This is a genomic window from Flavobacterium cerinum (assembly GCF_004028155.1).
Taxonomy (GTDB): Bacteria; Bacteroidota; Bacteroidia; order Flavobacteriales; family Flavobacteriaceae; genus Flavobacterium; species Flavobacterium cerinum.
The window spans coordinates 189,970-202,119 of the sequence record NZ_SBII01000008.1; the positions used below are offsets into that span (position 1 = coordinate 189,970).

The 12,150-nt window shown below is 38.6% G+C and carries 16 protein-coding genes; 13 read left to right on the top strand and 3 right to left on the bottom strand.

The window, feature by feature from the left end; all coding sequences use genetic code 11:
* Positions 1-49 precede the first annotated feature (49 nt).
* From EPI11_RS12060 to EPI11_RS12085, 6 genes are all read left to right on the top strand, one after another.
* Positions 50-1,537, top strand: a complete 1,488-nt coding sequence (locus EPI11_RS12060; RefSeq protein WP_128390228.1) for a serine hydrolase — start codon at positions 50-52, stop codon at positions 1,535-1,537.
* A gap of 182 nt (positions 1,538-1,719) precedes the next feature.
* Positions 1,720-2,133 (top strand): response regulator, encoded by a 414-nt coding sequence (locus EPI11_RS12065; RefSeq protein ID WP_128390229.1) that lies wholly within the window; start codon positions 1,720-1,722, stop codon positions 2,131-2,133.
* Positions 2,134-2,214: 81 nt separating this feature from the next.
* The gene (locus EPI11_RS12070) at positions 2,215-3,747 is read left to right on the top strand and encodes a PAS domain-containing sensor histidine kinase (RefSeq protein WP_128390230.1); all 1,533 of its coding nucleotides are present in this window, start codon (positions 2,215-2,217) and stop codon (positions 3,745-3,747) included.
* Positions 3,748-3,804: 57 nt separating this feature from the next.
* On the top strand, positions 3,805-4,719 hold the full coding sequence (locus tag EPI11_RS12075; RefSeq protein ID WP_128390231.1) for an alpha/beta hydrolase: 915 nt from the start codon (positions 3,805-3,807) through the stop codon (positions 4,717-4,719).
* 400 nt (positions 4,720-5,119) lie between these two features.
* Positions 5,120-5,443, top strand: a complete 324-nt coding sequence (locus tag EPI11_RS12080; RefSeq protein WP_128390232.1) for a hypothetical protein — start codon at positions 5,120-5,122, stop codon at positions 5,441-5,443.
* 177 nt (positions 5,444-5,620) lie between these two features.
* Positions 5,621-6,262: a DsbA family oxidoreductase gene (locus EPI11_RS12085; protein ID WP_128390233.1), complete on the top strand. Its 642-nt coding sequence runs from the start codon at positions 5,621-5,623 to the stop codon at positions 6,260-6,262.
* A gap of 72 nt (positions 6,263-6,334) precedes the next feature.
* On the opposite strand, the gene EPI11_RS12090 is transcribed toward EPI11_RS12085, so the two are convergent.
* Positions 6,335-7,069 carry a helix-turn-helix domain-containing protein gene (locus tag EPI11_RS12090; RefSeq protein WP_128390234.1) on the bottom strand — a complete coding sequence of 245 codons (735 nt, stop codon included), beginning with the start codon at positions 7,067-7,069 and terminating at the stop codon, positions 6,335-6,337.
* A 126-nt stretch (positions 7,070-7,195) separates the two neighbouring features.
* On the opposite strand from EPI11_RS12090, the gene EPI11_RS12095 reads away from it, so the two are divergent.
* The 7 genes from EPI11_RS12095 to EPI11_RS12125 all read left to right on the top strand — a co-directional run bounded on the left by EPI11_RS12095 (position 7,196) and on the right by EPI11_RS12125 (position 10,248).
* Positions 7,196-7,498 (top strand): hypothetical protein, encoded by a 303-nt coding sequence (locus EPI11_RS12095; RefSeq protein ID WP_128390235.1) that lies wholly within the window; start codon positions 7,196-7,198, stop codon positions 7,496-7,498.
* 1 nt (position 7,499) lies between these two features.
* Positions 7,500-7,745, top strand: a complete 246-nt coding sequence (locus EPI11_RS12100; protein ID WP_128390236.1) for a hypothetical protein — start codon at positions 7,500-7,502, stop codon at positions 7,743-7,745.
* Between the two features lie 121 nt (positions 7,746-7,866).
* On the top strand, positions 7,867-8,121 hold the full coding sequence (locus EPI11_RS12105) for a hypothetical protein (RefSeq protein ID WP_128390237.1): 255 nt from the start codon (positions 7,867-7,869) through the stop codon (positions 8,119-8,121).
* Positions 8,122-8,300: 179 nt separating this feature from the next.
* Entirely contained in the window at positions 8,301-8,567 is a 267-nt protein-coding gene (locus tag EPI11_RS12110) for a hypothetical protein (protein ID WP_128390238.1), read from the top strand.
* Between the two features lie 166 nt (positions 8,568-8,733).
* Positions 8,734-8,982: a hypothetical protein gene (locus EPI11_RS12115; RefSeq protein ID WP_128390239.1), complete on the top strand. Its 249-nt coding sequence runs from the start codon at positions 8,734-8,736 to the stop codon at positions 8,980-8,982.
* On the top strand, positions 8,982-9,788 hold the full coding sequence (locus tag EPI11_RS12120) for a DUF1376 domain-containing protein (RefSeq protein WP_128390240.1): 807 nt from the start codon (positions 8,982-8,984) through the stop codon (positions 9,786-9,788). Before EPI11_RS12115 ends, EPI11_RS12120 begins: the two co-directional genes overlap by 1 nt.
* A gap of 4 nt (positions 9,789-9,792) precedes the next feature.
* Positions 9,793-10,248: a hypothetical protein gene (locus tag EPI11_RS12125; protein WP_128390241.1), complete on the top strand. Its 456-nt coding sequence runs from the start codon at positions 9,793-9,795 to the stop codon at positions 10,246-10,248.
* A 484-nt stretch (positions 10,249-10,732) separates the two neighbouring features.
* On the opposite strand, the gene EPI11_RS12130 is transcribed toward EPI11_RS12125, so the two are convergent.
* Positions 10,733-11,134, bottom strand: a complete 402-nt coding sequence (locus EPI11_RS12130; protein WP_128390242.1) for a hypothetical protein — start codon at positions 11,132-11,134, stop codon at positions 10,733-10,735.
* Positions 11,135-11,608: 474 nt separating this feature from the next.
* Positions 11,609-12,049 (bottom strand): hypothetical protein, encoded by a 441-nt coding sequence (locus EPI11_RS19100; protein WP_206619117.1) that lies wholly within the window; start codon positions 12,047-12,049, stop codon positions 11,609-11,611.
* Between the last annotated feature and the right edge of the window lie 101 nt (positions 12,050-12,150).

Here is a 12,150-nt window from a genome sequence, read left to right on the forward strand (position 1 = left end):
TTTTGGAATCAAAACCCCAAAAGTCAAATCTTTGCTAAAAACTTTAGTGATGACAAAAAACAGCTGTTTCTTATTTTTTTCCCTGCTCCTTTCTTTACAGTACAGTTGCGCACAAGTGGCAACAACAGACCCGCTTTATAAAACTATTTTAGCCAAAGACAGTTTACTCTTTTCGGTAGGGTTCAATACCTGCGACATTAAGCAGTATGAAGCATTATTAAGTACTGATTTAAAGTTTTACCACGATAAAGACGGAATATCCGACAGAACAAAATTTCTTCATGATCTAAAAAACGGACTATGCAAGAGTCCCGAAACCCGTCAGGTAAAAAGAGTTTTAGTAAAAGAAAGCACAGAAATTTTTCCGCTTTATAAAAACAATGCCCTCTATGGAGCAATTCAAAACGGAGAGCATTTATTTTATGAAAATCCGGAAAGCAAACCCGGTGCTGCAAAATTTACAAACGTTTGGATGCTGGAAAAAGGCGAATGGAAACTTACAACATCGCTAAGTTTCGACCACAAGGCCAACCAGGCACAAAAAGAAGAAAACTCAATTTTTGACAATGACACCGAAATTGAAAGCTGGCTAACAGAAAATAACATCCAAACACTGGGACTTGGTATAATTGACGGCGGAAAATTAAAAGAAATTAAAGTTTTTGGCGAAATAAAAAAAGGTAATACCGCACCTTATAATACCATTTTTAATGTAGCATCCCTTACCAAACCAGTTACTACCCTCGTGGCTTTACGCTTGATAAGTTTAGGGAAATGGGATCTTAACGAGCCTCTTTACAAGTACTGGACAGACCCCGATGTGGCAAATGATCCAAGGAACAAAAAACTAACAACGCGAATAATTTTGAGCCATCAAACCGGTTTTCCTAACTGGAGATGGATGAATGAAAATAAAAAACTCAACTTTGAATTTGAACCCGGAACAAAATTTCAATATTCAGGAGAAGGTTTTGAGTACTTGCGTAAAGCACTCGAAAATAAATTTAAAAAACCGTTGCAGCAACTTGCATCAGAACTGATTTTTGAGCCTTTAAAAATGGAAGATACAGACTACATCTGGAATAAGAATACAGACGAAACAAGGTTTGCAATTGGTTACGATAAAAACGCAAAACCTTACGAGACCATTAAGAACAAAACAGCAAATGCAGCAGATGATTTGCACACCACGATTCAGGATTATGGAAATTTTCTTGTCAATATCCTGAATGGCGCAAATTTAAGCGATAGTGTTTATCAGGAAATGATCAAAAAACAGGTACAAACCGGAAAAAACAAATACTTTGGCTTAGGCTTCGTGATCTATGATCTGGGAGAGGGAGAATATGCCATTTCACATGGTGGTGCAGATTCCGGAACGAACTGTCTCACGGTCCTGTTTCCCAAAACCAAACAAGGCATTTTAATCTTTACCAATTCTGATGTAGGTTACAAAACTTACAATAAGCTGCTTGTTCATTATTTAGGCAAAAAGGGCAAGAAAATTGTTGAGATTGAAAGAAAAATAACACAGTAGGTTCTGTAAATTAAAATCCCCCAAATTGCGGGGATTTTTTTATTGCTTTTTTTTAACATCCAATATCTAGAGCATTTCAACGGTTTTACAGGAAGTTACATCAAAATACTTTAGTAATTATCTATATTTGTTTTTAACATTAGTTTTATGGCACCTGCCAATGCAACTGAATCCCCAAATTTATGAGCATACGGTCTTGTTTTCTTATAGACGACGATGATGATGATCGCGAAATATTTGCCCTTGCTTTAGAAAACGCCCACGGCGTAAGCCGCTGCATTATGGCAAAAAACGGCGTAGATGCTGTTAAAATAGTTAATGAAGCCGATTTTATACCCACCTACATTTTTATAGACTTAAACATGCCTTTAATGTCTGGTAAAGAATGCCTTCTCGCCTTAAAAAAGAGCCGCCTGTCCAGCGTTCCTGTTATTGTTTACACGACCTCATCCAACTGTAAAGACGTCGAAGAAACCAAAAAACTTGGCGCAGCACATTATCTTGTAAAACCTACAAGCGTAACCGCATTAACCGGTATTTTGTCTGACATATTTAGTGGAATTACCCTGCCCTACTACCTGTACACAGAAGTGTAAGAGCCTGCTATTAAATTACATTGCTGTATATTTTAGCATTTTAAATTGATTATCTTTACGTTAATCAACTCATTCTGTATAATGAATAGCGCCCAAAACGCCACCTGTAAAGACAGCTTTAATAAGGATCTTATAAAAGATCTTCCCATTGCTATTTATAGCTGCAGTCCAAAAGGAGAAATAACCTTTTACAACCCGGCAGCTACAGCATTATGGGGACGCGAGCCACAAACAGACAAAGACCTTTGGTGCGGATCATGGAAAATTTATAATACACAAGGAGCTTTATTGCAGCCGGAAGAATATCCAACGGCATTGTCTTTAAATAAAGATCTATCCTACATCAATAAAGAAATTATAATAGAACGCCTGGATGGTTCGCGGGTTACAGTAGAGTCACGCCCTGCGCCTATTACAAACAATGAGGGCACTATAACCGGAATTGTAAATGTATTGGTTGATATTACCGAAAAACGCAAAAACGAACTGCTCTCACAACAGCTTGAAAAAAAGGTAGAAGACCGCTACTACAGCATGGTAGGCGAAGTACACGACTATGCTATATTACTACTGGACCGTGAAGGTCATGTACTCAACTGGAATAAAGGAGCCGAAAGCATTAAAGGCTATACCGAAAAAGAAATTATAGGAAGGAACATAAGGATTTTTTACCCCGAAGAAGACCGCAGTAATAAAGTACCCGAATCACTTATTAAAACGGCAATTAAACACGGTCGCTCCATGCACGAAGGATGGCAGGTGCGCAAAGACGGTACAAAGTTTTGGAGTTCGATAGTAATAACCCCTCTGCGTGATGACGAAAGCGGTATAATAGGCTTCTCTAAAGTATCACGTGATCTTACCGAAAGAAAAATTGCCGAAGACCAACTTAAAAATTACGCCCTGGATATTGAATTTCGCAACAAACAGCTCGAAGAATATGCCTATATCGCTTCACACGATTTGCAGGAACCTCTAAGAAAAATCCAGATTTTTGGCGAAATGCTGGAAAACAACCTGGACAATAGAGAAGCAATGCTCCATTACACAGAAAAAATAAACTCTTCAGCCCGCCGAATGACCACCCTTATAAAAGACGTGCTTAAATACTCACAGTTATCGCGCACAGAGGATCTTTTTGAAGTTACAAACCTTAATGTAATACTTCAAAATGTACTGGAAGATTTCGACCTGCTTATAGAACAGCAAAATGTAACCATAGTAGGCACTCCACTGCCTACTATAAAAGGCATACCCATACAGTTACACCAATTGTTTTCTAACCTTATAAGCAATGCCATAAAATTTAGAAGTCCAAAACCCGTAATAGAGATTTTTACCCAAAAACCATCTGCTGAAGACATCGAAATGCACCAGATATTAAATAAAGGGGTGCCTTACACAAAAATCATCTTTAAAGACAACGGACTGGGCTTTGAGCAGCAATATGGCGATCAGGTCTTTAAAATGTTTAAACGCCTTAGCAATACCTCCGGCACGGGCATAGGACTTGCTCTCTGCAAAAAAATAGTAGAAAACCACCACGGCACAATAACTGTTACCAGCGAACCCGGCATTGGCACTGCCTTTTGCCTTTTTATACCATTGGTTTAATACTGATGACGTTCGTCAGATTAATAATTCTTAAGTTTGTATAATTACTTTATACGAATGAAAAAACACGTCTTTTTACTACTCGCCCTTATCTCTTTTTCAACCACACAAGCACAGGATTTTAAAACCCTAACTTACTTTATAAACGATACCATAGAACTGCAGCTCGATTTGTTTTTACCCAAAACAAAAAGTAAAGAAAAACTACCGCTTATCATTCATGTTCACGGCGGAGGTTTTGCCATAGGCACGCGCGAATGGGGACACCATATCTCAGAATATGCAGCCACTAAGGATTATGCAGCCGCATCGATAAGCTATTCATTATATATGAAAGATAAAAACTTTAGCTGTGATGGCAGTTTGCCTGAAAAAATAAAAGCAATACAAATTGCAGCCAATCAGTTACAGCAGGCAGTAATTTTTTTCAACAAGAATAAAGATGTATTTAACATCGATACAACTAAGATATTCCTTTCAGGCAGTAGTGCGGGAGCAGAAGCCGTACTTCACGCTGCTTTTTGGGACGATAAAATGATGAAAATTTACCGTGACCGATTACCCGATGGTTTTAAGTATGCAGGAGTAATATCGGGAGCGGGTGCCATTATGGATCTAAACCTTATCAACAAAAACAACCTGGTACCGGTACTTTTATTTCATGGCAGTGCCGACACGACAGTTCCTTATGCCACAGCGGCCCACCACAGCTGCCCGCCTAATTCGTCAGGCTGGCTCATGCTTTTTGGCTCCTATTCCATTTACAATCACATTATAGCACTTAACGGCAGCACCAAACTAATTACCTACTGTGGCGGCGCACACGAATACAGCGACAAAGTTTTCTCTAAAACTCCGCAAATGGTTATCGATTTTACAAATAGCGTACTCAATAAAGAAAAGCAACAGTCGCATACCATTATAGCGACCGGGAAGAACAAAGAGAATAATATGTATAATTTTTGTGATTAAGCGTGTGTAATTCGTGAACTCGCAGGATAGAGGACATCTAAAATCGATACTCAGAACCAACAAAAGACTGGGGCAAGAATGAAGCTAAGGCCTCAAACTTCGTGGCGTAAAGCAAATCAAAACTTGAGGCGTTAAGAAAGATTTGCTGTCTGAAGCGAAGCGAGTTCAAATCTTTTAGGCAAAAGTTGGGATTTGCAGCCTAAGAAGTTCAGCCTTGAATTTTTGGTTCTTTTGTTTCAAGACAAAAGAACAGAATAATACCGGTTCTAAATCAATATTTTCAAAACCTTCCAATGTTAAGTTTTATCCCACAACGAAAGACTTAACATTGAAACCTGCCTTTTCTCTTTTTCAAATGTTAATTTTGCGTTATCAAATTGTAAATCAAACCCCGTTAACCATGAACAGAGCAGACTTAAGACTGGTAGAATTTTCTGTTACCAAAAAAGTAAAATCAAAAAAAAGTAAAAAATCTACATCAAAAAAAATAAAAGCGATCGGTTACTTCCACATCTGGGGAACCAATGCAGATAAAAAAGGTAACGAAAAATTCTTCGGACTAATTGAAGATGCGAATACAGGTAACCTTGTAGAGATCGACTCTAAATACATCCGTTTCTTAACCGATGATCAGGTAGAAACATTATATGAAATGGCAGAAAAAGTACTACTTGCAGACGAGCAGGCAGAAATTACTGAAGAAGCAGCCATAGCAGTAGAATAACAATCGTACCCTGCCCCCAGAATACGATATACAATTGCCATCCATAACCGGGTGGCAATTGCTTTTTAGGACTATACTCAATGATAGCACCTGTTTGCATAAATACCCTTAACTTTGCAGCAGTAAATTAGCAGTTGCCATAAGATTCAAAGCGACTGCATTCAATAAAAACACATCATGAAAATAGAGATATGGAGTGACATCATGTGTCCGTTTTGCTACATTGGCAAAAAAAGATTTGATGACGCATTAGCTCAGTTTGAGCACAAAGACGAGGTAGAGATCGAATGGAAAAGCTTTATGCTTTCGCCCGATCTAAAAACCGATCCTTCTAAAAATAACAATCAGTTTCTTGCCGAACACAAAGGTATAAGCCTTGAAGAAGCTACAGGAATGAACAACTATGTAACCGATATGGCTGCACAGGCAGGTTTAACCTACGATTTTAATAAAGCAATAGTAGCAAACAGCTTTAACGCACACCGTTTTAGCCACTTCGCAAAACAGTATGGTAAGCAAAACGAAGCCGAAGAAAAACTATTTGCCGCCTATTTTACCGAAGGCAAAAACATAGACGACGCCGAAACGCTTATGGCAATGGCTGCAGAGCTTGAGCTGGACGTTACCAAACTTGCTAATGTTATGGGCAGCGGTGCTTATGCAAAAGACGTTATGGCCGATATAGACGAAGCACAGGAGCTGGGTATACGCGGCGTTCCTTTCTTTGTACTGAACAGAAAATATGCCATCTCGGGCGCACAGGAAACTGCCGTGTTCTTAGACACACTGCAAAAGGCATTCGCCGAAGAAGCAAAATAATATTCAAGCTATTTTATAAAATAAACCCGCCCCAATTTGAGGCGGGTTTTTTATTTTACATACTAGATTTATTTAATAAAAACTCTTCTTGCTCACAGTCCTGTTTACATCAATAACATAGAACAACGCCTGAATATCATTCATGTGCAGCGTAAAATCGGTAAACTCAGGGCTGTCGTTAAGCGAGTGGCAAACAATAGTACCGTCTTCAACATCGTGATGAATGATCTCTTTTAGCAGAGGCATTTTATTTTGTGTCGTATAAATAACCCAATACGGGAAATCGCGAAAACGCAGTTTGTCCTTCCAGTGATGGCGCTGCAGCTCACGGGTAGACACAACACTGTTGCGGGTAATAGCATTACTGCTGCCATCGTCCATACTATCGCCATTAACCCTAAACGCCACATAGCGTCCCTGTACCGGCTTATCTACCAAGATACCATGCTGACTAAGGTCCATCAAAAAATCAGCATCCTGATAGGTGCTCAGGAAGCCCGCCTGAATATTAAATTCGGCTAAAGGCATAAGCATATAATATTGCCCGTTAGGCAGCTCAATAAACTTATTTCCGTTCTTATTTTCAAAATCTTCGCTCACCTTAACCAAATGTTCCTGGCTCACAGGCTTAAGATAAGGACTCTCAGGCGCTAACACCTTGTGCAATATTTCACTTTTAGATTTCGGAATCGGTTTTCCCTTCTCATAGTTAATAATCGTCTCCCTACTCGACCCAATAAGATCTCCCAACTCCTTTTGAGTAAGGCCAAACTGTTCGCGCTTCTGCTTAATCTCTAATCCGTCCATAATCAAAACTTTAGGTGTTCAACAAAATAAATTTCACTCAAAAGTGCAAAATTTAACAATGATTCATTTTGAAATGTGGAATATTCCACATATATTTGCATCATACTTCAACAAAGATACACAAAAATGCGAAATAAAGGTATAATAGCCAAAGAAATTGTGGAACTAAGTGAAATAAGATCAGCATACAACCACTATTTAGGCTCACACAGAGGTTTAACTGAAGTTGAAAATACCACACAGGTACAACACAACAAAAAGATCATAACAGCAGCCCTACGTGTGCTCTATGTCGAGTTAGAGCAGTCAGGCAAAGCAGTTTCGGCTTTAAAAGCACAGCCAGCAATAAAAACAGTAGAATACAGTGCGTTAGAAAGAAATGCAATACTGCACTTTAACCGCGATAAACGATTTACAATAACCGAGTAACATGGAAAAAACCTTTCAAAAGCTCAGGCAGGTCAATAAAAGCCTCAAAAAATGCAGTAAAGAGTTGCAAAACATCAGACAGCTGCCTTTTTATAACCTCTTTAAGCAGGAAACACAGCGCAAAAGCGATGAAGAATCGCTAAACGCAACCATACAGGAGCTACTCGCTAAAAGAGCAGCCCTTTTAGAAAAGCTAAAACAAAAAATAGTAAACGCACAGCATACGATAAACAAACAGGCAGCGTAAACAAAAAAGCAATAGGATTACCACTTACCCTCCTTTGGAGGGATGGCAAAAAGCCGGGGTTGTCCACACTAAATAGATAAATAACAAAACCAGAATCTTTCAATCTTAAATCATAAATAAAATGACAATTACAGGAACAATCGAAACAATTGAGTACCGCAACACAGCAGGTCACGAGAAAAAAGTAGTAACCCTGGTACCCGATCACCGCCAGCGTGCCTTTGTAGAATTCAGGGGCCGCCGCATGGCTGACCTTGACCGTTACAAAGAAAACGACGAAATACAGGTAGCCGTAACCCTTGAAGGCAAAATATCCAAAAGCAGCGGCATACAGTACAACAACCTTGTAGCCCAGGAAGTGATCCTGCCAAATTAAACATCAAGTGCTTCACGGTCTGTCATTCTGAGCGAAACGCAGTGAAGTCGAAGAATCTCCTCGTTACATTTGAGATTTCTCCCTCTGATCGAAATGACAAACTTTGGACATCAGACCACCAAACTTCCCCCTCCCCAATCTTTCAATAATTGAATTTTTTAAATTTTAAATCAATCATTATGGAAAACAACAAAACAAAACAGGAAGAATACACTTTAAAAATACTGGAGCAGCTGCAAAACCTGTTTGAAGACGAAAACGAAAACTGTATTCAAATCGACGAACTAAAAGAAAACAACAATGCTTCCGATTTCTTCCATGCCCTGGCAAACCTTGCCCCTGCTGTGGTTTACTCAAAACTCACCCAAAGAGAAATAGGCTCGCTCGACTTTAACCAGCTGGCCAACAAACTGTGTTTTCAAAACGTAGTTATAAAACAAGACTAATCATCCTGAGCCTTCCCCTCCTCTGGAGGGGTGCCCAAAGGTCGGGGTAGTTCACCAAGATAAGAGTGTCCGAGTGAAGCCAAGGCTTTGAATTTTTGGTTCTTTTCTTTCAAGACAAAAGAACAGTCAACAATAATCCAATTTCAAATCTTTAAATGACAAGATCATGTGTTACAAAATCAAAGGCATTATCACCGCCATAGGCGAAATAAAAACCACCAAATTAGGCACCGCAGTGCAGCAGCTTCATTTTGAGCAGGAAACCGGAAAGATATTCTACCCTTCGGCATTAGGTACCAGGATTGAAATCCTGTCAGATTTCCTTCCGGGCGATGTCGCCGAACTCGAATTCCATATTTCCGGCTCAAAAGGCACCTACAACAATGTAATAATAGACAACCTGGTACGCATATAATGAAAGACCCTGCATTCCCATTTTACGCTCAGGATTTCCTGGTAGGCACCATGCACATGACCTTCGAAGAAATAGGTGCTTATATAAAACTATTGGCTTACCAATGGGTAAATCTGGGTATTCCTAAAAACCGAATTGGGTCTGTTTTGGGTTCGGGTTGGGAAAGCATCTGGCAATCCATTTCAGATAAATTCATCGAAAAAGAAAATGTATTTTATAATGAGAGGCTAGAAATTGAACGCGAAAAAAGAGCACAATTCAAACAAAAACAAACCGAAAATGGTAAAAAAGGAGGTCGACCAAAAGCTAATACTACTAATGATCAGTCATTTAATTCTGAATTAGAATCATTAAACATCAATAAAAACCAAAACCCAATTATAAACCCAAAACAAAACCAAAAAAAGCCTTTAGAATATGAAAATGAGAGTGAATATGAAAATGTAAATGCAGTTGAAAAAGGAAAAGAGGGTACGGGAGAAAAACCAATTGCGGTTTACCCTTTCGAGTCGGAAGCCTTTAGCGGGCAGTGGAGCATCTGGAAGCAGTACCGGGCAAAAGAACACAAGTTCAGGTTCAGGTCAGTTATGAGCGAACAGGCAGCATTAGCCGAACTGGGCACATTGGCAAACGGCAGCGAAACCAACGCCATAGCCATCATGCACCAAAGCATTGCCAAAGGCTGGAAAGGATTTTTTGAACTGAAAAACGATCATGGAACCACAAAACCACCTGCCGGAAAAGGCAAAGTTCAGTATAGCGACGATTTCAAACGAAAGATTGCTGAGCGTTTACGGTCCGGCTAACTGCATGCGCCACGCAGGGAAATTGAGTACTATCGAAAAGGCGATGAACACCGCTGCTCCTACCCTGGGCACATTAAAGCGTGAAAAGGGAACCGATTTCACCATTGGACTACTCATGGGATGGCTGGTGTACCTCAACGACATTCTGAACCTGAACAAACCCATGACCGAAGACCAGATCGAGTTGTGTGCGATAGAAGTAACCGACACATTTTACAGCCTGAAGATGAGCGACCTGACATTTTTATTCAAGAAGATCATTGGCGGACACTACGGCGAGTTCTACGAAAGCCTGACAATTCCAAAAGTTCTCACGTTCTTCCGGGATTATTTTGATGAACGCTGTGACCATGCCGAACAGCAAACCATCCGTTCGCATGCCGATTTTGCCAGCGACGAAACCTTTAATTATTCGGGCAACTTGCGCCGCACCTTCAACGGAAAAAGCAATAAATACTGATTGCGAGTTCTGGATTTCGCGTTACGAGTTTAGAGTTTGAGTGTAGTCACGCTGAGCCTGTCGAAGCGTCACAAGAGTAAAAAACAACAATCGTTCTTTGACATCGTGAATCATAAAAAAACAAAAGTTATTCCCCCATGGGAAAATTATAATCCTCTTGGTTACGAGTTAAGTGTTGCAGGTTTAAGTGTAACGTGTAGTCACGCTGAGCCTGTCGAAGCGCGCACAACGATATTCATAACAGTATGTCACGCTGAGCCTGTCGAAGCGTCACAAGAGTAAAAAACAACAATCGTTCTTTGACATAGTGAATCATAAAAAAACAAAAGTTATTCCCCCATGGGAAAATTATAACCTTTATGGTTTTGAGTTACGAGTTTAGAGTTCGAATGTTGTCACGCTGAGCCTGTCGAAGCGCACAACGATTGTCATCTCGACCGAAGTACAGCAAAGGGTAGACTTGAGACTAAAATCGGGGTGCTCATCAAAAAACACCGTAGCTGATATTCACTACTTTACCTTTTTTCACGGAAGCCTGGAATTTTAAATTGGTTTCCGTTTCAAAAAAATGATATTCATTATTTTGCTTCGATACTACTATTCGAGGACTTGTTACTTTCCCCCTTGAATTATCATTAAGTTTAACCTGAAAATTAAGTTTTGCAAAAACAATAGTTTTACCATTAGAGATTTTAAGTTTATCACATAATTTCGATTGATCCAAATCGCTATAAATAGTAATTACATTATTCGATTTATTACTCAAATTAAAATGTTTACTAAACTCTGGAGAGTTGATGACCTTAGCAAGATTATCACAATCGTTTGTTTTTCCTTTAAAAGAAAGCAGTAATACAACGACAAATAAATAAAGTATTTTCCTCATAGAGCAATGATTATCAAATCTAATATAGTAAATTATATCACTCATAATCAATATTAACCTAGAGTCACGCTGAGCCTGTCGAAGCGCGCAAAGCGATTGTCATTTCAACCGAAGCTAAGAAATCTTTTAGTTTCTTTAAAAGGACTGAAAAAAACAAATTATTGCAAAAAAAGTAAGGAAAGCAATTGCTAACCAATTTTGAAAAATACGTATCTTCTTTGAAAAATTACTATATGATGTGTCATTTTGCATTTTATCAAGCCAGAACCTATGAGCAAGGTACATAAAGAAAGCCGCCAATGCAAAAAGCACACTAAGAAGAAAAATTTGAAGATCCATATTACTATTTAATTGCCCAAATATAACAATATACCAATTATTCGCTATCGTATGTCACGCTGCTTGTCGAAGCTCGCAAAGCGATTGTCATTTCGACTAAAATGCAAAATCAAAAACCGATTAAAGAAGAAAATTTCAAAGTAATAAAGACAAAAGAAATATTATAGCCATACCCGTCATTATCACTAACCCCCAATACTGCCGCTTCTTTTTCGATTTATAAAATTTGTACCATTCATCATTATACTGCCTTTCATTTACGTAAAGCCAGTATTTACGCGTTATTAAAGCATTAATCATGGTAAACAAAGACAAAACAAACAGAATAAAAAAACGATTATTATACACTAATGATCTTAAAACATTTGAATCAGGTAAAGCAATAATAAAAAAACCTAATGCCAAAACAGCCATCAAAATAATAAAGAACCAATAATTAATACTTCTTTGGAATTTGAGAGAATCGGAATAATTTGTTTCGTTTTTATATCTGAAAGCTAAATGTAAACAATAAGACAAAAGCGCAAACAAAATCCCCAAAATAAAATTTCTGTGACTAACTATAAATTCCTTCATATTGGCAAATATAGCAATCTAACTTATTTGACAATCCCGTAGAAATCATATTTCGGTATCATTAAAAAACACAATCAGAAAATTTCTCATTAGAGAATCAA

Bases quoted from the DNA above. Each gene is read 5' to 3' on its own strand.
- EPI11_RS12060 (WP_128390228.1), top strand. From the start codon at position 50: ATGACAAAAAACAGCTGTTTCTTATTTTTTTCCCTGCTCCTTTCTTTA.
- EPI11_RS12065 (WP_128390229.1), top strand. From the start codon at position 1,720: ATGAGCATACGGTCTTGTTTTCTTATAGACGACGATGATGATGATCGC.
- EPI11_RS12070 (WP_128390230.1), top strand. From the start codon at position 2,215: ATGAATAGCGCCCAAAACGCCACCTGTAAAGACAGCTTTAATAAGGAT.
- EPI11_RS12075 (WP_128390231.1), top strand. From the start codon at position 3,805: ATGAAAAAACACGTCTTTTTACTACTCGCCCTTATCTCTTTTTCAACC.
- EPI11_RS12080 (WP_128390232.1), top strand. From the start codon at position 5,120: ATGAACAGAGCAGACTTAAGACTGGTAGAATTTTCTGTTACCAAAAAA.
- EPI11_RS12085 (WP_128390233.1), top strand. From the start codon at position 5,621: ATGAAAATAGAGATATGGAGTGACATCATGTGTCCGTTTTGCTACATT.
- EPI11_RS12090 (WP_128390234.1), bottom strand. From the start codon at position 7,069: ATGGACGGATTAGAGATTAAGCAGAAGCGCGAACAGTTTGGCCTTACT.
- EPI11_RS12095 (WP_128390235.1), top strand. From the start codon at position 7,196: ATGCGAAATAAAGGTATAATAGCCAAAGAAATTGTGGAACTAAGTGAA.
- EPI11_RS12100 (WP_128390236.1), top strand. From the start codon at position 7,500: ATGGAAAAAACCTTTCAAAAGCTCAGGCAGGTCAATAAAAGCCTCAAA.
- EPI11_RS12105 (WP_128390237.1), top strand. From the start codon at position 7,867: ATGACAATTACAGGAACAATCGAAACAATTGAGTACCGCAACACAGCA.
- EPI11_RS12110 (WP_128390238.1), top strand. From the start codon at position 8,301: ATGGAAAACAACAAAACAAAACAGGAAGAATACACTTTAAAAATACTG.
- EPI11_RS12115 (WP_128390239.1), top strand. From the start codon at position 8,734: ATGTGTTACAAAATCAAAGGCATTATCACCGCCATAGGCGAAATAAAA.
- EPI11_RS12120 (WP_128390240.1), top strand. From the start codon at position 8,982: ATGAAAGACCCTGCATTCCCATTTTACGCTCAGGATTTCCTGGTAGGC.
- EPI11_RS12125 (WP_128390241.1), top strand. From the start codon at position 9,793: ATGCGCCACGCAGGGAAATTGAGTACTATCGAAAAGGCGATGAACACC.
- EPI11_RS12130 (WP_128390242.1), bottom strand. From the start codon at position 11,134: ATGAGGAAAATACTTTATTTATTTGTCGTTGTATTACTGCTTTCTTTT.
- EPI11_RS19100 (WP_206619117.1), bottom strand. From the start codon at position 12,049: ATGAAGGAATTTATAGTTAGTCACAGAAATTTTATTTTGGGGATTTTG.